The following is a 20,572-nucleotide window of genomic DNA, read 5'->3' as shown; positions in this document are numbered from 1 at the left end:
ACGCCGCCCACAGGCTTCGGTTCAGGCCCGGGACGAGTGAATTAAATAGCGACATTCGCCATGGATCATGGTCTGTTAAGCATTGAAACTTCCGGAGCAAGAATGCCCCATGGATTATTTCGGCCCGCATGTTTTCGGTTACCTGATCGCGCTGCTCCACACCCTGGGTTCCATCGCCGCCGTCCACGCCGTATTGACGGTGCGCACGGCCCAAGGCTCGATTGCCTGGGCCCTGTCGCTGCTGTTTATTCCCTACCTGACGTTGATTCCTTACCTGGTTTTCGGACGTAGCACCTTTGATGGCTACATCAAGGCGCGCCGACAAGCCAACGAAGAGATGCGCAAGGCGATCTCCGAGCTGAACTGGCGGCCGTGGGTCGAAGAGGCTTTGACCGCTCGCGCGTCCCAGGCCTACGACTCGCTGCGGGCCATGCCCAAGCTGGGGCGCACACCGTGCCTGGCGAACAATCAGGTGCGCTTGCTCGTCAATGGGCAGGCCACGTTCGAGGCAATCTTCCAGGCTATCGATAACGCGCGGCAGGCCGTGCTGATTCAATTTTTCATCATCCACGATGACTCCCTCGGCCTACGCCTACAGACACTGCTCCTGAAAAAAGCCGCTGAAGGTGTGGCGGTGTATCTGCTTTACGACCGCATTGGCAGCCACTCCCTGCCCCACCGCTACGTCCAGGCGCTGCGCGACGGTGGTGTCCACGTGAAAGCCTTCGCCACCCGCAGCGGCTGGCTCAATCGGTTCCAGGTCAACTTTCGCAACCACCGCAAGATCGTGGCGGTGGATGGCGTTCTAGGCTTCGTTGGCGGACACAACGTGGGCGATGAATACATGGGCGAAAAGCCGCCCCTGGCGCCATGGCGCGACACTCATGTCGAAGTCTGCGGCCCGGTGGTGGGGAGTATGCAAGAGTCGTTTGCCGAGGACTGGTTCTGGGCGGCCCGTTCGCTGCCACCGCTGATCCTGCCAGACACCTATCCGGACGACGGTGTGCTCTGCCAGTTGCTGACCAGCGGCCCGGCCGATGCCTACGAAACCTGTTCGCTGTTTTTTGTCGAGGCTATTCATGCGGCCAGCGAGCGAGTCTGGATCACAACGCCTTACTTCATCCCTGACGAAGCGGTGTTCGCGGCCTTGCGCCTGGCGGTGCTGCGCGGGGTGGATGTGCGCATCCTGCTGCCCTCGCGGCCGGACCACAAGATCGTCTACGCCGCGTCCAGCCTGTATGCGTTTGAAGCGGTGCGGGCCGGTGTGCGGTTGTTCCGCTATACACCGGGTTTCCTGCATCAGAAAGTGGTGCTGATCGACCGGGAAATCAGCGCCATTGGCAGCGCGAACCTGGACAACCGTTCGTTCCGCCTGAATTTCGAAGTCATGCTGCTCACGGTGGATATTCCGTTCGCCACCGAGGTCGAGCAGATGCTTGAGCAGGACTTCGCCCAAGCCGTGGAAATCGACAAACAGGAAAGTCGGGAGACCCACCGCCTGCAGAAGATCGGCATGCGGGTCGCCCGGCTTATTTCCCCGATTCTCTAAGGGGTGTAGATGTCGTCGCGGGTCCAGGGCAACTCATGGCTACCGTCAGCGTGGGCCTTCACCGCCAGGATCTGGTGCAGATTGATCCAGCCCTTGGCGAACGCGTAGGCACAGCCGGCCAGGTACAGACGCCAGATCCGCAACGCCTGTTCCGGCACTTCCTTCGCGGCGGCCTCGAGATTGTCCTCCAGGCGTTCACTCCAGTGATCGAGCGTGCGCGCGTAATGCAGGCGCAGGCTTTCCACATCGACGATTTCGAGTCCCGCTTCGCTGATCTCGGCAGAGATCATCGACAGGTGCGGCAGCTCGCCGTTGGGGAATACATACTTCTCGATGAATTCACCGGCACCACGACCGACCGGACGACCGTCGGTGTGCTTGGCAGTGATGCCATGGTTCATCACCAGGCCGCCCTCACGCACCGCGCCGAACAGCGTCTTGCAGTACTGCTCGAGGTTGGCGTGGCCAACATGCTCGAACATACCGACGCTGACCACTTTGTCGAAGCGACCGTCCTGGGGCAGGTCGCGGTAGTCCAGCAATTGCAACTCGACCAGATCCTCCAGGCCCTCTGCCTTGACCCGTTCCCGAGCCAGGGTCAGCTGTGCCTTGCTCAAGGTAATACCGAAGACCTTGGCACCAAACTCGCGTGCGGCGTAACGCGCCAGGCCGCCCCACCCACATCCGACATCCAGCAGGTAGTCACCCGACTGTAATCGCAGCTTGCGACACAAGTGGCGGAATTTGGCTTGCTGGGCCTGTTCGAGGCTTTCACTGCCCGTCTCGAAATAGGCGCAGGAATAGGCCATGTCACTGTCGAGCCACAGCTGATAGAACGCGTTGGAAAGATCGTAGTGATAGGAGATCGCCTTGGCGTCGGTTTCCTTGTCGTGGAGTGATCTAACCGGCGGGTTGTCGGCGTCATCCTCGACCAAGGCCTGGCTCCATTCATCGCAGACACGAATGACTTCGTGAATCGAACCTTCGAGTTCCAGTTTGCCTTCGACGAATGCCGCTCCTAGCGCATCCAGGCTGGGATGGGTGAATTGCGCGACCATTTGTGGGTCCTTGACCACGATCGTGACACTGGGGTCGTCACCCAGTGAAAACTCATGGCCATCCCAGAGCCGCAACCGAAGCGGTAGGTGCAGATTCTGTAAGGCCGGTGGAAGTTGCGCGAGCATGAAAAATCCCCCCTTGTTTCAGACGTCTGAAAATGAGGGTAGACCATCATAGAAAAATAGCAGGCTATCGAATTTATAGCCTTTTTCTATCACCGTCCCAAATTCACTCCTTGTGCCGGGTACTGCCAGTATGGGTGCGCCCTCTCCAACAGAGACTGCAAGGGTGACGCACAGTTCGCCAAGGGTTATCCAACGGCTCCCTTCGCTTGGATTTTCAGGAGTGGCTCCTGGAACCGCAGCAGTCGCCCTGCATTACCTAACACTAGCAGGGTACTGAGATTGTGCAGCAGCGCAGCAATCATCGCCCCCGCCGCGCCGAGCCAACCGAAGGCGGCAAAGGCGACGATAGCCAGCGTCCAGCCCAGGCCAATGATCACGTTGACCTGCAACGTGCGTCGGCACTGGCGGCTCAATCGCACGCAAGTGCCGAGACGGCGCAGGTCGCTGCCGATCAGCACGATGTCTGCCGATGCCAGGGCGATATCGGCGCCGCCGGCGCCCATTGCAACGCCGACCACCCCGGCCTTGAGCGCCAGGGAATCGTTGATGCCATCGCCCACCACCATGGGGCGGAATCCATGGTCGATTTCGGCCATGACTCGCTTGAGTTTGTCTTCCGGTAGGGCCTGGGCTTGCAGGTCGCCGATGCCGACATCCCGGGCCAGGGTCGTGGCCACGCTCTGGCGGTCGCCGGTCAACAGCAACTGCCGCCCCAGGCCCAGCTCGCGCAGCTCGGCCATGGCCATCCGTGCCTCCGGCTTGACGCTGTCGGCCAACAACAGCCAGGCGAGGAACTGCCCGTCCAGGGCCAGGCCGGCAATCGGGCCGTCGTGCTCCGGGACCGCAGACGTTTGAATGCCCATCTGCGCAAACAACTCTGGCCGCCCAAGCGCCGCTTCACCCCAGGCGGTCATCGCGACCACCCCCAGGCCCTGGCGCTCATGGATGTCCGTCAGCGCCAGGCAGTCTTCCTGTTCCACCAGCCCCGCCAACGCACGACTGACCGGATGACTGCTGGCCGAACCGAGGCTGGCAGCCAAAGGCAGCAGCAACGATGAGGGAGCATCCTGGGCATGTTCAATGGATTGCAGGCGCAGGACGCCGTAGGTCAGGGTGCCGGTCTTGTCGACAACCAACGACGTCAGGTCCGCCAGTTCTTCCAGGAAGGCCGAGCTGCGAATCAGGATCCCGTGGCGCGCCGCCACCGCGATCCCGGCAATGGCAGTGGCCGGCGCCGACAGCACCAACGCACAAGGACAGGCGGCGACCAATACCGCCAGCATCGCCTGGGCATCGTTGGTCACGAACCAGGTCACCGCCGCCAGCAACAACACCAGTACCAGGTAACTGCCGGCGTAGCGTTCCAGCAAGCGAGTGATGGGCGGCTTGGAGCGTTCGGCGTTTTGCATCAGGGCAATGACCTTGCCCAAGGTGGATTCTTCGCCGGTCCGGGTCACTTCCAGGCGCAGCAGACCATCCAGGTTGATCGCGCCACCAAAGACCTCAGTGCCGACCACAGCCTCCAACGGCACCGACTCACCCGTGATGGGCGCGGTGTCGAGGCTGGCTTGGCCGGACAACACACGACCATCGGCCGGCACCCGATCGCCCGCGCGCACCTCCACGACATCGCCAGGCTGGAGCGTCGCGTTGTCGACATCGATGATCGATCCGTCGGCCTGCACCTTGCGACCTTGGCTGCGGGTCAGTTGGCCGAGGGCATGGATCGCCTCCTGGGAGCCAATGACGCTGCGCTCTTCCAGCACATGCCCGAAGATCATGATGATCGGCAACAACGCCGCCGTCAGCAGATCGCCAGTGGCCCAGGCACCGAGCATCGCCAGGGCGATAAGTTGGTCGGTAATCCCGTGCAAGCTTGGGTAACGCAAGCTGTACCAGGCCGAACGCATCACCGGCACTGCCACCAACAGCGAGGCGAACCCCAACAGCAGTTGGCTGACACCGCTCTGCTCCGGCGACCAACCACGCCATGCCAGGCCCAATGCGAGCAAGCCGAGGGCGAGCATCGCCAAGGTCAGTTGCCGGGCGGCGATGCGTTGTTCCGTTGAAGACAACATCGGTACAGCGCTGGTTTGGGCGGTCATTGTCCGGCTCCCTGGATGATCAGGTGGGCATCGTCTTTCGGGTCGACCGTGGTCACTGAACCGGCGTGGCGAAGGATGGCAGGCATGCGTTCGCGATACAGGCGCAGCAGCATTTGCGGATAGCTGCCTTGGGTCTTCGCCAGGCCCAGCACCGTGGCCGTGTCGGCCGAAGCCTTGGCGAGCCGTTCGCTGGCCTGGGCATGGGCGACCTGCACGGCACGGTCGGCGTCTTGGCGGGCGGCCTGGGTGAGCTTTTCGGCTTCGGTGCGCGCGTTGGCCACGGCTTTATCGGCCTGCTGACTGGCCGTCAGCACCGCGTTGAAGGCACTCACCGCCGGCCCCGGCAGACTCGATTGCACATCGACCCGCACCACTTCGATACCCAACCCCTCCCCTGTCGCCGCCAGGTCAGCCAGGCGTCGGTTAAGCCCCTGCACCAGATCGCCACGCAAGCGTTCGCGGCGCTCGGCCGCCTGGTTGTCGCTACCCATCAGTTCGGGGCGAGCCACCAGAATGGTGTCCAGATCCCGGGCTGCAGTCAGGGCCACGGCACTGCGGGTCGCCAACCGGTCCAGTGCCGGCAGGACATGTTCACCTTGCAAGACGAAGGAATAAGGGTCGGTGACTTTGTAGAACACCCGCACATCCAGTTGCACCACGCCGGCATCACCGGTCAATAAATAACCAGAACCGGCCAGCGCATCGCTGACTGGCGTGGCGAAACTGGCGACACGATCGGCTTGCAGGGCCTCATCCGAACGCAGCAGATTTTCCACCCGCCGCTCAAGCACCCGATCCGCAGCGGGCAGCAAGACCACTTGTTCCACAGGACGAGGCCACGCCAACAAGAGGCCGGCATTCTGGATGCGATCCAAGGCACCAAAGTGCAGCACCACCGCACGATTCTGCGGATCGATCTGCCGCACGTTAGAAAAGACCCAGGCCAACGCCGCCAGCACCGTGACCGCGTAAAGCGCAAGAAATGCCAGTCGTCCGGCCTGGATCCACGGGCTGGATAACTCGTTTGTTCCACGTGGAACCAAACTCATGGTTGTGTTCCACCTTTGCCTTCCACGGAACCAGGACCGTCCACCAGGACACGGAATGGCGCCGCATCGGTGCGCAAAATCAGCTTCGTGCCTGGACTGACAATGGTGCCCAAGGTGTCCAACGAACGGAGCAGGTTGTAGAGCTGCGGGGAGCCGGCGTATGCCCGACCATAGATCTCAGCCGCTTCTACCCGCGACTGCGCTTCGATATCTGCGGCCTTCACCGTGGCATCGGCTTGCATGACTCGCGCATCACGTTCCGCGGCGGAGCGAATCTGCGCCGCCTCGCGCTTGCCGACGGCGGTGCGTTCGGTGGCGATGGTTTCACGCTCGGCGCGCATGCGATCCACCGTCGCCGTCAGTGTCACCGAGGGCAAGGTCAGGCGTTCGACACCGACTTGCAACACGCGCACGCCGTAAGTGGTGAGCAACTGTTGATCGATCTGCTGACGCAGCTGAGCTTCGAAATCGGCGATGCGCACCTGGCTGGCATCGGTATTGACCAGGTTCGCCAGGTCAAAACTGGCGGCGGTGGTTTCCAGCGCCGAGCCGACGAAGGTGCGGATCTGCCGTGCGGCTTCGTCCGGTTGGTTCTGCACCGCGCGCATGAAACGCTGCACGTTTTCCGGATCACCTTGCACCTGCCACGCCACATAGGCCTGGACGATGATCCGCAGCCCATCACGGGTGCCGACATCCTGCAAACCGCTGGAGGTGGTGCGTAACCGCAGGTCCACCGGAATCGCCGCCTCGAACGGCGCCGGCCAGCGCCAACTCAAGCCAGGTTGCAGCAGTACCCGCGCCGGATTACCGAAACGAGTGATGACCGTGGCCTCCCCCGAGCGCACTTGCACCAGGCTTGCGGCCGCAACGGCAAACGCCACCAGCAACGCCGCCCAACCCATCCGCCGCCACGGGAACGGACCGGCCTGTTGCGGATCGCCATGATGGTGGTGATGATGGCCATGGTGATGACCGGCATGGCCGTGATCGTGACCAGCGTGGTCGTGGTGATCGTGTGAAGAGGACTGGCTCAATGGGCAGCTCCTGGCGGGACAGGGTTACGCGGCGACGCGGGGTCTGCCGGCAGCGTGAAGGTACGCAAGTCGATGGTCGGCGCGTTGCCGCTGCCGCCCAGGCGATGGTCGAGAATCAGCAACCGGGCATTGGCCAGGCCCTGGCTGAGTTGGCTCAGGTAATGCTCCAGTACAAAAGCGTGCCCCGCCGTGGCGTAGGCTTTGCGGTCGGCATTGAAGCGCAGGTCGGCGGCCTGGGCAGTCGCGTTGATTTCCCGGGCGGTGGCCGTGGCTTGGTCATGGGCGACGCTGGCTTGCAATTGTGCCTGGTTGGTCTGTTCCGCCGCCGCGCCGCGCTCTCGGGCGATCAATGCCTGCGCGCCGATCTGCGCCGCCTGTACGCCGTGGTAGGCATTGGCCGCACCGGCCGGCGGATGAATCGCCTCCACCACCGTCGCCAGGATTTCCACACCGCTATCGAGCGATTGCAAATCAGCCTGGACGGCGCGACCGATTTCGTCGGCGAGGCTGACACGGTCCGCACCCAGCAAACCGTCCAGCGTGCGCGATGCAAATTCATGCACCAGGATGCGGCTGGCGGTGCTGCGGATCAGCGTCGGCACATCGGCGCTGTTGTAGGTCGCCGCCAATGCCGCGGCGTCCGTCAGGCCGATGCGATAGACAAAGCGCACGTCCATGTTGACGATCTGGAAGCTCTGCTGGTCGGCACGACGACTGGCAATGACCTGGGACTTGTCGTTCACATGGCTGGCGTCCCACAACCGATTGGCGATTGCCGGCGCCGGTCCCTCCGCCGGTTCAGCCTCGACCACTGCCCGACTCTCCGCGACGCTGGTCGCCAATTCATGCACAACGCCATTCTCGACGTTGAGCACCCTGCCCCACGGCCAAGGCAACGCGACATGCAAGCCCGGACCGAACACCTCTACCGGTTTGCCAAAACGCTCATAGATGCCACGTCCCTGCAGCGGCACTTCGTGCACGCCCGTCAACAACCAGCCCACCAGCGACACCAGCGCCAACACCGGTAAAAAAGCCCGGCGCATGTAGCTGAAGGCCCAGATCTGGCGCAAGTCGATGCCAAAACGGTTGTGCAATTCATGTTGCAAGGCCAGCAACGGTTGCGGCGGCCAGCGCAGCAGATCGGCGATGACACTACGGCCCAGCAGCGTCGGTTCCAAAGCGTCCCGGCGCGGGATGAATAACGACAGCACGGCGCGCAGCAACAACTCCGCCGCTACCACGCCCGGCAATAGTCCCATCAGCACGGCCAGGCGCAGCGGCCAGATGGACGTTTCTGCGGCGAATAACAAACACAAAGCGCCGAGCACCAGCACGATGATCGTTACCCGCGTCAGTTGCACCAGCGGCGGCGCTTCCGGCCATTCCGCGGGAGATTGCTGGACCAATTGCCGCTCGAACACCAATAGCCCGAACGCCAACAACAACGACAACACCGCTCCCACACTGGCCGAGACACCGAGGGCGGCAGCCGGCAGTTGCAAGTTCCAGGCTTGCTCCAGGCCCAGCAATACCAGCACTGACCACCCGGCCAGCCACAACGCAGGCGCACCGATCTGTTTCAGCAGGCCGACCGCGCGAGCGCCAATTCGCTCCAGCAGCCGTTCATACCAACCCAGGTTATCAACAGGCTCGTTTTCCGCAGGCAGGTTATCCACAGCTGGCAGCAGCGCCCTGCTACGCCATTGCGTGACCCACCAGGCCGATTGCAAACCCGCCACCAGCACCAAAAGTCCCGCGCCTTGGCTGACCAGCAAAACCGGCCATAGCGATTGTGGCGAAAACACCCCGATAAAAAACGCCAGCACCAGACCCAAGCCCGCCACGCTTCCCAGGGCGAAGGCGATCTGCTTCAGACGGCGCCCCTGAAACGACGCGCGCTGAAAACGTGGCCATTCGGCCACCTGTGCCCCCTCGACATCAAGATCGACTTGCATACCACTCCAACACTCGTGGCGATCAAAATCAGGGCCCGTGGACAGACGCCACCGACGCTCCGTTATATGCCGTTACCTTATAACGATTCCTGTGAAATTTCCGTTTTGAATTCTTCATGACAAGGCCTGCGCCAGCCTCTTGACTTAAGCCTTGACCGAAATCTCTGGAAACGCTCATATTACGATCATAATTTTTCATCAGGCCAAGCGGGAGAACAATGATGAGCAACTACGATGTGATCATTCTGGGCGGCGGACCCGGCGGATATAACGCAGCGATTCGGGCCGGACAGTTGGGCTTGAAAGCCGCCTGTGTCGAAGGCCGAGCCACCCTGGGCGGCACCTGCCTGAATGTCGGCTGCATGCCCTCCAAGGCCTTGCTGCATGCCTCGGAACTGTACGAAGCCGCCACGGGAACGGAATTCGCCAACCTGGGCATTGAAGTCAGCCCCACCCTCAACCTTGCGCAGATGATGAAGCAGAAGGACGAAAGCGTGGCCGGCCTGACCAAGGGCATCGAGTTTCTGTTTCGCAAGAACAAGGTCGACTGGATCAAAGGTTGGGGCCACATCGACGGGCCCGGCAAGGTGACCGTTACCGACGACGATGGCACCAAGACCGAACTCAGCGCCAAGGACATCGTCATCGCCACCGGCTCGGAACCCACGCCCCTGCCAGGCGTGACCATCGATAACCAGCGTATCCTCGACTCCACCGGCGCCTTGTCCCTGAGTGAGGTGCCCCGGCATCTGGTGGTGATCGGCGCCGGCGTCATCGGCCTCGAACTGGGTTCGGTCTGGCGGCGCCTGGGTGCCCAGGTGACCGTGGTCGAATACCTCGATCGCATCTGCCCGGGGGTGGACGGCGAAGCCGGCAAGACCTTGCAACGGGCCCTGAGTAAACAGGGCATCCAGTTCAAGTTGAGTTCGAAGGTCACCGGAGCCATTCCCTCGGCCAGCGGCGTGCAATTGCAGATCGAACCGGCGGTGGGCGGCGAAGCACAGACCCTGGACGCCGATTACGTGCTGGTCGCCATCGGTCGTCGGCCTTACACGCAAGGACTGGGGCTGGAGAACGTCGGACTGAGCCCTGATAAGCGCGGCATGCTCGCCAACCAGCATCACCGGACCGAAGCGCCCGGCGTCTGGGTCATCGGTGATGTGACGTCCGGACCGATGCTGGCCCACAAGGCCGAGGACGAAGCCATGGTGTGCATCGAACAGATCGCCGGCAAGGCCGCCGAGGTCAACTATGCGCTGATTCCCAGCGTCATCTACACCCGTCCGGAACTGGCCAGCGTCGGCAAGACCGAGGAACAGCTCAAGGCCGAAGGCCGTGCCTACAAGGTCGGCAAGTTCCCCTTCACCGCCAACAGCCGGGCCAAGATCAACCACGAGACCGAAGGGTTCGCCAAGGTCCTAGCCGATGAACGCACCGATGAGATCCTTGGCGTGCACCTGGTGGGCCCGAGCGTCAGTGAGATGATCGGTGAATACTGCGTGGCCATGGAGTTCAGCGCCTCAGCCGAGGACATCGCCCTGACCTGCCACCCACACCCTACCCGATCGGAGGCGTTGCGCCAGGCGGCCATGAATGTGGAGGGGATGGCGACGCAGATGTAGGGGCACGCCCCATTGGTGATACCCCCCTGTGGGAGCGAGCTTGCTCGCGATGGGGCAATCACATACGCCTTTGTAGCGTCTGCTATGCCGTCATCACGAGCAAGCTCGCTCCCACAATGGGTTATTCGGCTTAGGAGGCCGACATCCGCGCCTTGCGCCGGCGGCGGCTGATCAGCCCCAACGCCACCGCCACTACCAGCACCACACCGCCCATTTGCAGCCAACCCTTGTAAGGTCGCAACATCGAACGAATCGGGTCCAAGGCCTGGGTCACGTAGCGTTTGTCAGCCTTGTTGAACTCTGGATAGGGGCACTGATAACCAAAGTTCCATGCCCAATCCACATATGGACCTTCCTTCACATACCGCTGGTACAACGCGCTTTGCTCTTCAAGGCTGGAGTTGTATCCCACCGCGTTACACAACACCGCCGCAAACGCCTGGCTGGTATGCGGCAAATGATCCGCCGCCTGGCTCGCCAGCGCCGTGGCGACAAACCGATAGTGATAACGCATGTCCGGCTGCGCCGCGCTGGCCTGCTGGCGTTGCACTTCGCCTTCGGCCACCAGCGGCCCGACCTTCAGCTCAACCGGTTCCAGGCTGTAGCTACCGCCCAGGCTGGCGTAATCCGGCGCCATCTCATAGCCGAGCAACTCCATGCCCCATTTGCGCGCCATCCAGGACGCATTGAAATACGCCTCGGCCCGTCGGGTTGGCCACCATTTGGACTCCGCGTCCTGGCGCAATTGCCCATAGGCGCGGGCCTTGTTCTGCAAGTCTGCGTTATCGAAATAAGCCGGTGCCTCATCAAAGCGCCCTTCCCTCAGCAAGCGACGACCCAGCAGATTGCGCAGGCTCGCAGCCACGGGCAGCGGCACATAGTTGTCCCGATCCTCCTGGCTCAACGCCGGTGGCGCCGGGACTTGGGCGTCAACGTACTGCTTGAGCTCATCCACCGTCAGCACACGCTCGGCGACTGCGGCAGCGTCGTACCAATAGTTGCTCTGGCCGCGATAGAGCTGATCGAAGGCTTGCAGGTAATCGCCGCGCTGCAAGGCCAGGATCGCGCTTTCACCTTCGACCCGGCACTTGGGCTGCACCGACTCGAAGTTCCAATCCGGTGTCCGCCGGCCGCCCCATGACTCATCGTTCGGGAAAGCCTGGGCGGCCTTGGCATAAGCCGCCGCTGCGGCCACTTTGTCGCCGTCGCGCAAGGCCAGCTTGGCACGCACCCACCAGGCCAGGCCGGTGTCGGAAGCCTTCTGCACAAAAGCCTGGGCGCTGGCGTAATCGCCGTGCTGGTAACTCACCGCCGCCAAACGATCGGCATCGTCCAGGTTGTCCCGGGCGTTGGCTCGCAACAGTTCGAACAGCCTTTTATCGCCAGAGGGTTCTTCACCGTCCCACCAGCCGACGCGGCTGAGCAGGTAGGCAGTGACCAATCGCTGCACCGCCTTGGACTTGAGCAATTCGCTCAAGCGCTCATCCGGTTGGGCGCTCAAATCACCGGCCAATTGCAGCAACGAGCTGTAGCCCACCGGGGAGCCTTGCAGGTTCTGGATCGCATACAGGCCGATGGCACTGTCCCAATCGTCAGCGGTGTAGGCCACCCGGGCTTCTTCGCCAAGGCTGGCGATGCCCAGTTCCAGCGGATCGCTGAAGCCGGAAATGCTCAACTCGCGGGCCTGGCGAAACGCCGCTCGCGCCTGGTCCTGCAAAACCACAGGGTCGCCGCTGCCGGCCTCGGTGCTCACGGCGAACAAGGCCCGGCCGAGGGAATACGCGGCCCAGGTGCTGCGCAATTGACGTTGGTCGGCCGGTAACGCCAGCAATTGCTGGAACGCTTCCACAGCGCGCTGATGCTCACCGACGTTGAAAGCCGCCGCGCCAATCGCATACAGGCGCAGTTCATCAGGCAGGTTGGCCGCTTCGGCTGCCACTTGGTCGACATCGGTCAGGGTCCGCAGGCGCTCGACCACCGCTTGCTGCGGCGGGGTCAGGCCGATCTGCTCGGCCTGGTTGCGTTGTTCAACATAGGAGGGCGGGTCGTCATAGCTGTAGTCCGGGTTGCGTGTCGCCTCGGTGGCCGGCTTGAGCCCGGCAATCGCCTGACCGAGGCGGCTGATCTCGAAGCGAAAGCTGCCTTCGGGCAATTCAGCCAGCGACTGGGCGCGGTTATCCAGCAGGCGCATCGGGAAATCCGGCCCGCAGGCCAGCGCCGGGCCCAGCGGCAGACAAAGGCTCAGACACAGTAGGTGACGAGGCCACTTACGGGTAAACATTGAAACCTCCTTGGTCAATTTTCGTACAGCGCGCCCAGCCGATTGCCCGTTGGCTGCCAGCAGCCAAGCGGCCTTCCTGAATGCGGGTGAAGGTAAGCAGTCCGGGGGTTTGTTGCAACGTATAACCGGCCAAGGCATCGACGCCGTCACACGCGCCAACAGCCAGCGTCAGGCGCTGGGGCCAGGGGCTGTCGAGATTGCCCTGGTTAACCAGGCGGATATCGTACAAACCACCCTGCTCCTCCCACTGCAACGCCAGCCGACTGTCCAGGTTGTCCCCCCGGGCGACGGCACCGAGCGTGGTCAGGCTCCACGCCCGTCGGTCGCCGGCCAGCGGCAGGCGAAACCAGATCAGCCCAGCGAGATGTTTCGGCGGATCGGCACGCAAATCTGCCGCAAGCCCGGCTACTTGTTGCGGATCGGCCAGCAACTCCCGCCGCTCGCCAGCGCGATCGATCGGCACTTCGCTTTCCACCACAGGAACGCCACTCTCCTGGGTCAGCAGCGCCACGCCGTATGCCGGCAGGGCCAGATAAAACGGCCGTGTGGTGACTTCGCTCCAGCGTTGCGCCCAGTGCCTGGCCTGTTTCGGATCGAACAATCCCTGCCTTGGGTCACTCACCGCGTGGACCTGCAGCACGCTGCTGTCCACCGTTTCCAACAATCCAGGCAACGCTGGGCTGTCGAGCCAGGCCGGTAGCGCGGTAATACTCAGCCGCACGTTGACCGGCAGGACTTGCCGCAGTTGGCCGAGGAATTTTCCATAGGCCGGCAACCGTGCGTTGCCGGCATCGTGGTCGATTTCTACCCCCACAGGGGTCAGACCTTGGGCTTGCCAATCGCCCAGCACCTGCTGGATCTGGGCGATCACCTCATCCTGGTCCAGGGCCTTGAGCTGGCCGTCCAGGCGAATCACGGCGATCAGCGGGCGGCCGTCAGCCTTGAGCAAGGCCGGATCGATCCGCGCACGGCTCCAGCCCGCCCCTGGAAAAGCCTGCAACGCCAGCACCCGCAGGCTGGAGAAATCGCCACGGCTCTGGCGCAGCGCCGGCTCGTGGGCCTTGGTCCATTGGCGCTGCCAGACATACAGCTGTTGATCGAGAGCCGGAGCCGGGGGTTGTTCGCAGCCCTCCAAAAGCAACACGGCGAGGGCCAAAGAGAGCCGGAAAAAAACAGTCATGAAGCCTTAACCACCCATCAAAGGCCAGCAGATTACCGCCACTCGGGTCGAAGCGAAAATGATGCAGAGGAGATTTGATCCTGCTGTGGGAGCAAAGCTTGCTCGCGAAGCAGGCACCTCGATTCCCGGAGGACCGCGTCGCATTTATCGCGGGCAAGCCTTGCTCCCACAGAGGGCATCACTCAGGCTTGCGCGCAATAATCACCTGACTCTTGGCCACCACCGCATCCAGCGCCTGCTTGATCTGCGAGCCGCGCGGCGAATTCAGCACGGCTTGCCAGGTGTCGGCCCAATGATTGAGCAATGGGTGGTCGGCGTTGCTGAAATCGACCTTGGCCTCCCAGAACAACAGCATCCACATCGACCAGTAGAAACCATATTGGCTGTGGCTCAACACCGTAAGCCCCGCCTCGCTGACCATCGCCTTGAACTGCTCTTCGCTGATGATGCGAATGTGGTTGGGCTTGCGGAAGTACTCCGGCGCGGCGATGTCCTTTTGCAGGTCTTCGGAGCTGGGGTGCGGCACGCTCAACAGGTACAACGCACCGGGCTGGCCGACCCGTACCAGTTCGGCAAGGAACTGCGCCGGGTCGTCGACATGCTCGATGACTTCGGTGGACACCACCCGCGTGGCCGTGGCGTCGGCAATGGGCAGCGGGTTGCAGTCGGTCACGTGGCACTCGACTCCTCGCGCGGGGGTCTCGCTCAAGCGCTGGCGAGTGGCCTCGACCTTGGCCGCGTCGATGTCGGCAATGATGATCTTCGCCCCGCGCATCGCACAGAAATGCACGTTGCCGCCATCGCCACACCCCACGTCCAGCAGCGTGTCTTCAGGGGTCACCGGGAAACCGGTGAACAGTTCGCCGGTTTGCTGGTTGAACCAGCCGCTGAGCATCGCATCGTGCAGCCCGAGCATATACGGGTCGACCTTGTCGGCGACCGGCTCAGCGGGCGCGGGCGTGCCCGTGGTGAGTTTCTTCAAAAGGCTCAGCATGACGGGGCTCCAGAGACAGGAAGGACGGTTCGGGCGGCGGCCAGGCGTTCAACCAGTTGGGCGCCACGATTGCGCATGGGCATTTCGACCCAGCGGTAGTTGAGTTCGCTCAACAGTCCGATCAGCGACAAGGCACAGGCCAGGGCCAGCCAGGGATGGCTTGCCGGATCCGGCGAGCCCAAGGGTGCGAAACGAAACCACAACTCGCGCAACAGGAAAAACACCGGGATGTGGATCAGGTAGATCCCATAGGAACGACTGCCCACCCAGGTCAGCGCCGTTTTAAAACGGCTGCGAGGCAACAGGTAATCCCGATCATAGGAGGCCATCCAGACCAGCACGGCACTGAGCACTGCAATGACCCCGAGGCGGTAGAACGACAAATTGAAGTGCTCGGTCGCGATCCAGGCCATCACGCTGCCCAGGCCCAGCACCAACAGCATCCCCAAGGGCGGGCGGCGCAACCAAGTGGGCTCGAAGCGCCAGTAGCTGGGCCGCAGGCTCCAGATCGACAACAACACACCCAGCGCCAAGGCATCGGTGCGGATCACCGACAGCCACAGCGCCCGCCAAGTGAAAAACTGCACCAGCACCACCAACAACAGCACCCACACCAGGTAGCGGCGCGAGACGAACACCAGCAACGGCAGGATCAAATAGAATTGCTCTTCCAAGGAAAGCGTCCAGTACACAAAGCTTGCGCCGTATTCATAGTGCATGAACGCATCGGCAAAACGCAGGTTGGCGAACTGCAGGAAACCGGCCAGGGTCGCCTGCAGGTTGGCCTGCACACTGCCGAACGCACCGGAGCGGTTCAGGAAGAACACCGCGAACAGCACCAGCAGCAGCCAGAGCCAGGCCGACGGTAACAGGCGAAACGCCCGGCGAATCCAGAAGTCCCGGGTGACGATCCAGAATTGCCGAGTGCTGTCGCAGCGACGCAATTGCGGGATCAGGCTGCGTCCGATGACGAACCCGGATATCGCGAAGAACAGATCCACGCCCCACCACAGTTGGAAGCTGTCGGCCAGGACTGCCAGGCCCGGCCATCCGCCAGGAAACGGCATGCCTTGCACGTGATGGAACAGCACGCCCATCACCGCAACGGCGCGCAGCAACTCGATGTCCATGATCCGCTTGCTGCTCATCAAGTGCTCCCGGAGAAAGGATCGGGTTTACGCGCGATGATGACCTGGCTCTTGGGCATGAACCGGTCCAGCACCTGCTTGATCGCCAAACCGTCAGGTTGCATCAGCAAGTCCTGCCAGAGGCTCGCCCAGCGCTCCATCAACGCTGGATACGGCGCCTGGATACGGTCACGCACCGCACCTTCGAGGTCCCGGCCAGCCGCCTGTTCGCTGGCCCAGAAGAAAATCATGCCCATGACCCAGAAAAATCCGTTGGCCTGGCGATGCTCGATTACCAGCCCGGCCTCCTCCACCAGCGCGGCAAATCGTTCGGCACTGAAAATCTGCACATGGTTGGGCGCTTGAAAGTAGCCCGGCGGCGCGATGCCTTGTTGCAAATGCTCGCCCACCGATGCCGGCACGCTGAGCAAATACTGCGCCCCTGGCCGACCCATGCGCACCAGCTCAGCCATGAACGGCTCCGGCTCATGGATATGCTCAAGCACTTCCATGCAGACGATCTTGTTCGCACAGCCATCGGCCAGGGGCAACGGCAAGCTGTTGCTGACCAGGCCCAGGAAGGGCGCGGCGGCCTGGGCTTCGACCTGGCGAGCCAGATCGCGCACCTTCTCCTGTTCGCTGTCGGTGAAGATCACCGACGCGCCTTGGCGCATTGCAAACAGGGTCGCCACGCCTTCGCCGCAGCCGACATCCAGCAAGGTGTCGTCGGCAGTGATGGCAAAGCCTTTGAGCAATTCGCCGGTTTCACTGCGAAACCAGCCGTCAAGCATCGCGTCGTAGAGGCCGGCATCCCGGGGCGAAACGGCCACTGCCGGCGGTGGCGAAGGTTCCACCGCAGGCCTGAGCCCGGACAGCCATCGGCGGATCATGGTTGCTGCGCGTTCCGGCGCCGCTCAGGTATGGCTTCGAAGAAACCCCGCAAACGCTGCTCGGCGTTGGCCTGGCTGCAGAACTTCTCCAGGCTGCGCACGGCGTGGGCCGACATCCGGCGATAACGCTCGGGATCGTTTTTGGCCACGTCATAACTGGCGCGGTAGGCCGAACACAGCGAGTCCCAATCGGTGACATAACGCAGGGTCCGGTACGCGGCCCGGGGGTCGTGGGGCCAGGCGGTCAACTCCTCGGTCGACTCCACCACAAACGCGTTGTCGTGGTCGATGTAGTCGGCCATCGCCGTGTTCAGCGGCGCAATCGCCGGGCGGCCGCAGGACATGAACTCCATCAACGGCAGGCACTGCCCTTCGCCATAGGAACTGTTGACCACATATCGGGTGGCTTCCACCAGCCGCTCGTAATCCGCGTCCGCCAGGTAGCCATGTATCAGCACGATGCGGCAGCGGTACGCCTGGTTCTTGTAGACGTGATGGAGCATGTCGGTGAGCGCGGCGGTGACGTCGTGATGCGTCAGCTTGAGCACTAGAGTCGCGTCGGAAACGTCGCGGAACGTCGCGCAAAATGCGCTGATCATGTCCTTCCAGTTCTTGCGGCCGTCATAAGGATTGAACACGGAGGTATAGATCACACCGTCCAGGAGCAACTCGCAATCCTGGGCCGGGCCGTCCAGCACCAACGGCGTACCAGCCTGATGCTCCGGCGGGCCATAAGGCCGCAGGTCGGTGGTGCGGCTGTCAATCAACAGGCCACGCAATTGCAGGCGCATGTGATCCACCGTCGGCCGCTGGGCCAGCACCGCGCCCCGCGCGGCAAAGCGGTCCCACACCGGTGCCGCAATAGCGGCGATGGGAAAGTCCGCCCCCATCACTTCACGGACGGTTTTAACGGTGAAGCTTGAGTGGGTAATCGCCATGCCGGTTGCGCCCAGGACTACCCGCCAGTCATGCCGCGGCTCGCCCTGCCAGCTTTCGGTGGGAATGGTGCTGAATTCCCAAGCGAACACCGCAATTGTCGGGCAAGCGTAGTGGGCAGCGGTGCGATGAGGGGGGAGAACGACAGGAATACGCAATCCTCGCCACGAGCCAGGCAATCGGCGTACAACTGATCGATCTCATCATCAGGCCGAGTCACTTCGACGACCCGCCCCAACCGCTCCAGCACCGGGCGAAACTCCTTGAGCACGAAGTAATAGCTGTACTCGGGCTTGCCGAGGTTCTCCAGAATGTTGCTCTGGTTGGTTTCCGAATAAATGATGATCAACATGAGGCAGTACCTGCCTGGAGCACCAGCGGCAGCCCTTCGTCACAGCCGGGCTCAGCCAGGAAATCCGCCAGGCGCTGCTGCACCGGGGTGAACGCGCAATAGCGGCGCATCCTTTCGTTCGCGGCAACGGCCATGGCCTGGTAGGCCTGCGGCCGGTGCTTTGCCATGGCGTAGCTCTGCAGGTAGGCGAGTTTCAATGAGCCCCAATCGGGCCGATGGCGCAGGGTGCGATACAAGATGCGCGAGTCCTCCGGCCAGATGGTCGGTTCGCGGCTGGACTTGACGATGAAGGCCACCTCGGCGTCGATGTAGTCGCGCATCGCCGTGTGGTCCGGTGCGATGACTGGGCGGGCACAGGACATGAACTCCATCAACGGCAGGCACAGGCCTTCACAGCGGGACGCATTGACGTAGAAACTCGCCGCGCCATACAGCCGGGCGAATTGTTCGTCCTCCAGGTAACCGTGCATCACCACCACCCGGCAACTGAACGGCGACAGCTGGGACAGCAGCGTCAGCAGCTCGACGTAGTAGGTCGACAGGTCATTCTGGGTCATTTTCAGCACCAGCGTGGCGTCCTCGACATCGCGCAAGGCCCAACAGAATGCAGTGATCAAGTGATGCCAGTTCTTGCGACCGTCATCGGGGTTGAACACGCTGACATACACCACCCCACTGACGTCGGTCTCCACCACCTGGCTGGTGTCCGGCAGGACGGCTTGGGGATGCTCCGGTGGTGCTGGCTCTGGAACGGGTTCGACGACCACTGGCATCGGCGGCGGCGCCGGCCCCCTCAGGACCCTGCTGGCCGCAACCCGTATCGGCGCTGGCACCAGGTCGCGGGCCGCTTCGCGATACCAGCACAACACATTGTGCTTGAACAGCCACACAGGGCCCTGCTCGGCCTTGCCGGTGAATGCGCGGATGACTTCACGCAGATAATGGCGGGAGAGAAATGCGCGCCGTCGCCAGGTCAGGGGCGGCGACAGCTCAATGATCGACTCCGGCGCTGCTTCGATGATCGGCGCGATCAAGCCGTCAGCCGAAAGCCCGAGGGGCCGACTGTCGATGATGCACCCCCTGATCTGCAAGGTCGTTCCCGGATTGACCGGCAGGCTTGGGTGTTGCTCACGAACCGCCGCGAAACGCTCCCACAGCGGGGTGGGCAAGACCAACACCGGGAAATCCTCGCCCAAGGTCCGACGGATCGCCTCGGCCGTGTGGCTGGACAGTGTAATCACCCGACCATGACGGGCCAGTGTGCGGCTCCAGTCATGCCGAGGGTCGTCGTCCCAGTACTCGGCCGGGATCGAGTCGAATTCCCAGGCCACCACGCAGACCATCGGACAGAGCAAGTCGAGCGGCGTCTTGTGAGGGGGTGAAAACGAAAGGAACAAGCAGTCCTGCCCGGTCTGCTGCAATGTTTGATAAAGCGGATCGACCTCGGCGACCGACGATACCACATGCACCGACCCCAGACTTTCCAGCACGGGGCGATAGGCCTTGAGCACGAAGTAATAGCTGTACTCAGGGCGACCGAGGCTCTGGCTGATGGAGTGATCGTTTACGTCCGAGTAAAGAATGAAATTCATGGCATCCCATCATGGCGCCGCCATCCCGGCAGCCCCACTTCATGACGGTCGAGTCACGCATCGAGCCGGCCCCGGGCCGTTACTCGTCGTTCGTCTTGCTACCCGTCTCGTTCTTGTTTTTTTGTGGTCCCGCCCCTGCGGTTCGACCCGAAAATCGAAACCAGGGGCATCGTGACGAGGGGCATTCTAAACACATCCGCCAAGGGTTCGTGAACCGCTCGGCGAGAATAAACCAGCTATAAATATGAGAACTGACCAGTCACGGCTTGCGCTGTTGAAATTGCCGCAAAATTGGCACAGATTGACAACCAAACAACTACAACAAACGCTTCTCTAAGCTGAGATTTGAGTGATTTTTCCCCGATCTTACGGAAATTTCCTACTCAGTTCGCAATAGACGAAGCGACCGTCAAGGAGGCTGGTGCTTGAAAAAACGTCTGTTCGTTACGGGCCTCGGCGGGTTCGTTGGACGTCACATCAAATCTCGACTGAACGGTCATGATTCGGCGTGGGAGGTGATGCCTGTCGCTGCCCGCTACGACCTGACAGACGCCAAGACCTTGGAAGGCCTCTGGCCCGAGATTCCCGACGCCTTGATCCACCTGGCGGGTCAGACCTTTGTCCCTGAAGCCTTCCGCGATCCGGCGCGCACCCTGCACATCAACCTGCTGGGCACCTTGAACCTGCTCCAGGCCCTCAAGCGTTTCCAAGATCAC

At 62.3% G+C, this 20,572-nt stretch carries 13 protein-coding genes and 2 pseudogenes; 3 read left to right on the top strand and 12 right to left on the bottom strand.

The window, feature by feature from the left end; genetic code table 11:
- Positions 1-109 precede the first annotated feature (109 nt).
- A complete protein-coding gene (gene cls, locus AB4O22_RS27030) occupies positions 110-1,549 on the top strand; it encodes a cardiolipin synthase (protein WP_460097548.1) in 1,440 nt (479 codons plus the stop codon).
- Here the strand turns inward: cls and cfaB are convergent.
- From cfaB to AB4O22_RS27005, 5 genes are all read right to left on the bottom strand, one after another.
- Positions 1,546-2,733 carry a C17 cyclopropane fatty acid synthase CfaB gene (gene cfaB, locus AB4O22_RS27025; RefSeq protein ID WP_460097547.1) on the bottom strand — a complete coding sequence of 396 codons (1,188 nt, stop codon included), beginning with the start codon at positions 2,731-2,733 and terminating at the stop codon, positions 1,546-1,548. The genes cls and cfaB overlap by 4 nt on opposite strands.
- Before the next feature lie 185 nt (positions 2,734-2,918).
- Complete coding sequence (locus AB4O22_RS27020) at positions 2,919-4,838, bottom strand: heavy metal translocating P-type ATPase (RefSeq protein ID WP_460097545.1); 1,920 nt, start codon at positions 4,836-4,838, stop codon at positions 2,919-2,921.
- Positions 4,835-5,887 carry a protease modulator HflK gene (gene hflK / locus AB4O22_RS27015; protein ID WP_460097543.1) on the bottom strand — a complete coding sequence of 351 codons (1,053 nt, stop codon included), beginning with the start codon at positions 5,885-5,887 and terminating at the stop codon, positions 4,835-4,837. The genes AB4O22_RS27020 and hflK overlap by 4 nt, the downstream gene beginning before the upstream one ends.
- Entirely contained in the window at positions 5,884-6,924 is a 1,041-nt protein-coding gene (gene hflC, locus AB4O22_RS27010; RefSeq protein WP_460097541.1) for a protease modulator HflC, read from the bottom strand. Before hflC ends, hflK begins: the two co-directional genes overlap by 4 nt.
- Positions 6,921-8,882 carry an SPFH domain-containing protein gene (locus AB4O22_RS27005; RefSeq protein WP_460097540.1) on the bottom strand — a complete coding sequence of 654 codons (1,962 nt, stop codon included), beginning with the start codon at positions 8,880-8,882 and terminating at the stop codon, positions 6,921-6,923. Before AB4O22_RS27005 ends, hflC begins: the two co-directional genes overlap by 4 nt.
- A 218-nt stretch (positions 8,883-9,100) precedes the next feature.
- On the opposite strand from AB4O22_RS27005, the gene lpdA reads away from it, so the two are divergent.
- A complete protein-coding gene (lpdA, locus tag AB4O22_RS27000; RefSeq protein WP_460097538.1) occupies positions 9,101-10,504 on the top strand; it encodes a dihydrolipoyl dehydrogenase in 1,404 nt (467 codons plus the stop codon).
- A 130-nt stretch (positions 10,505-10,634) separates the two neighbouring features.
- Here lpdA and AB4O22_RS26995 read toward each other — a convergent pair whose 3' ends face one another.
- The 7 genes and pseudogenes from AB4O22_RS26995 to AB4O22_RS26965 all read right to left on the bottom strand — a co-directional run bounded on the left by AB4O22_RS26995 (position 10,635) and on the right by AB4O22_RS26965 (position 19,856).
- Complete coding sequence (locus AB4O22_RS26995; RefSeq protein ID WP_460097537.1) at positions 10,635-12,785, bottom strand: hypothetical protein; 2,151 nt, start codon at positions 12,783-12,785, stop codon at positions 10,635-10,637.
- Positions 12,772-13,965, bottom strand: coding sequence for a DUF3142 domain-containing protein (locus AB4O22_RS26990; RefSeq protein ID WP_460097536.1), 1,194 nt, complete (start codon positions 13,963-13,965; stop codon positions 12,772-12,774). Before AB4O22_RS26990 ends, AB4O22_RS26995 begins: the two co-directional genes overlap by 14 nt.
- A gap of 178 nt (positions 13,966-14,143) precedes the next feature.
- Positions 14,144-14,959, bottom strand: coding sequence for a class I SAM-dependent methyltransferase (locus AB4O22_RS26985; protein WP_223472477.1), 816 nt, complete (start codon positions 14,957-14,959; stop codon positions 14,144-14,146).
- Complete coding sequence (locus AB4O22_RS26980) at positions 14,953-16,107, bottom strand: acyltransferase family protein (RefSeq protein WP_223472476.1); 1,155 nt, start codon at positions 16,105-16,107, stop codon at positions 14,953-14,955. The genes AB4O22_RS26985 and AB4O22_RS26980 overlap by 7 nt, the downstream gene beginning before the upstream one ends.
- Entirely contained in the window at positions 16,107-16,976 is an 870-nt protein-coding gene (locus AB4O22_RS26975; RefSeq protein WP_223472475.1) for a class I SAM-dependent methyltransferase, read from the bottom strand. The genes AB4O22_RS26980 and AB4O22_RS26975 overlap by 1 nt, the downstream gene beginning before the upstream one ends.
- A pseudogene (locus tag AB4O22_RS26970) lies at positions 16,973-18,264 on the bottom strand (glycosyltransferase). The gene AB4O22_RS26975 and the pseudogene AB4O22_RS26970 overlap by 4 nt, the downstream one beginning before the upstream one ends.
- Positions 18,258-19,856, bottom strand: coding sequence for a glycosyltransferase (locus AB4O22_RS26965; RefSeq protein ID WP_460097534.1), 1,599 nt, complete (start codon positions 19,854-19,856; stop codon positions 18,258-18,260). The pseudogene AB4O22_RS26970 and the gene AB4O22_RS26965 overlap by 7 nt, the downstream one beginning before the upstream one ends.
- 425 nt (positions 19,857-20,281) lie before the next feature.
- Here AB4O22_RS26965 and AB4O22_RS26960 point away from each other — a divergent pair.
- Positions 20,282-20,557: pseudogene (locus tag AB4O22_RS26960) on the top strand (NAD-dependent epimerase/dehydratase family protein); the annotation flags it as partial.
- Between the last annotated feature and the right edge of the window lie 15 nt (positions 20,558-20,572).

The sequence above is a fragment of the Pseudomonas sp. S3_B11 genome (assembly GCF_054667715.1).
The sequence above is the reverse complement of the archived record's forward strand: the minus strand, read 5'-3'. Positions and strand labels throughout refer to the sequence as shown.

Bases quoted from the DNA above. Each gene is read 5' to 3' on its own strand.
- cls (WP_460097548.1), top strand. From the start codon at position 110: ATGGATTATTTCGGCCCGCATGTTTTCGGTTACCTGATCGCGCTGCTC.
- cfaB (WP_460097547.1), bottom strand. From the start codon at position 2,733: ATGCTCGCGCAACTTCCACCGGCCTTACAGAATCTGCACCTACCGCTT.
- AB4O22_RS27020 (WP_460097545.1), bottom strand. From the start codon at position 4,838: ATGACCGCCCAAACCAGCGCTGTACCGATGTTGTCTTCAACGGAACAA.
- hflK (WP_460097543.1), bottom strand. From the start codon at position 5,887: ATGAGTTTGGTTCCACGTGGAACAAACGAGTTATCCAGCCCGTGGATC.
- AB4O22_RS27005 (WP_460097540.1), bottom strand. From the start codon at position 8,882: ATGCAAGTCGATCTTGATGTCGAGGGGGCACAGGTGGCCGAATGGCCA.
- lpdA (WP_460097538.1), top strand. From the start codon at position 9,101: ATGATGAGCAACTACGATGTGATCATTCTGGGCGGCGGACCCGGCGGA.
- AB4O22_RS26995 (WP_460097537.1), bottom strand. From the start codon at position 12,785: ATGTTTACCCGTAAGTGGCCTCGTCACCTACTGTGTCTGAGCCTTTGT.
- AB4O22_RS26990 (WP_460097536.1), bottom strand. From the start codon at position 13,965: ATGACTGTTTTTTTCCGGCTCTCTTTGGCCCTCGCCGTGTTGCTTTTG.
- AB4O22_RS26985 (WP_223472477.1), bottom strand. From the start codon at position 14,959: ATGCTGAGCCTTTTGAAGAAACTCACCACGGGCACGCCCGCGCCCGCT.
- AB4O22_RS26980 (WP_223472476.1), bottom strand. From the start codon at position 16,107: ATGAGCAGCAAGCGGATCATGGACATCGAGTTGCTGCGCGCCGTTGCG.
- AB4O22_RS26975 (WP_223472475.1), bottom strand. From the start codon at position 16,976: ATGATCCGCCGATGGCTGTCCGGGCTCAGGCCTGCGGTGGAACCTTCG.
- AB4O22_RS26965 (WP_460097534.1), bottom strand. From the start codon at position 19,856: ATGAATTTCATTCTTTACTCGGACGTAAACGATCACTCCATCAGCCAG.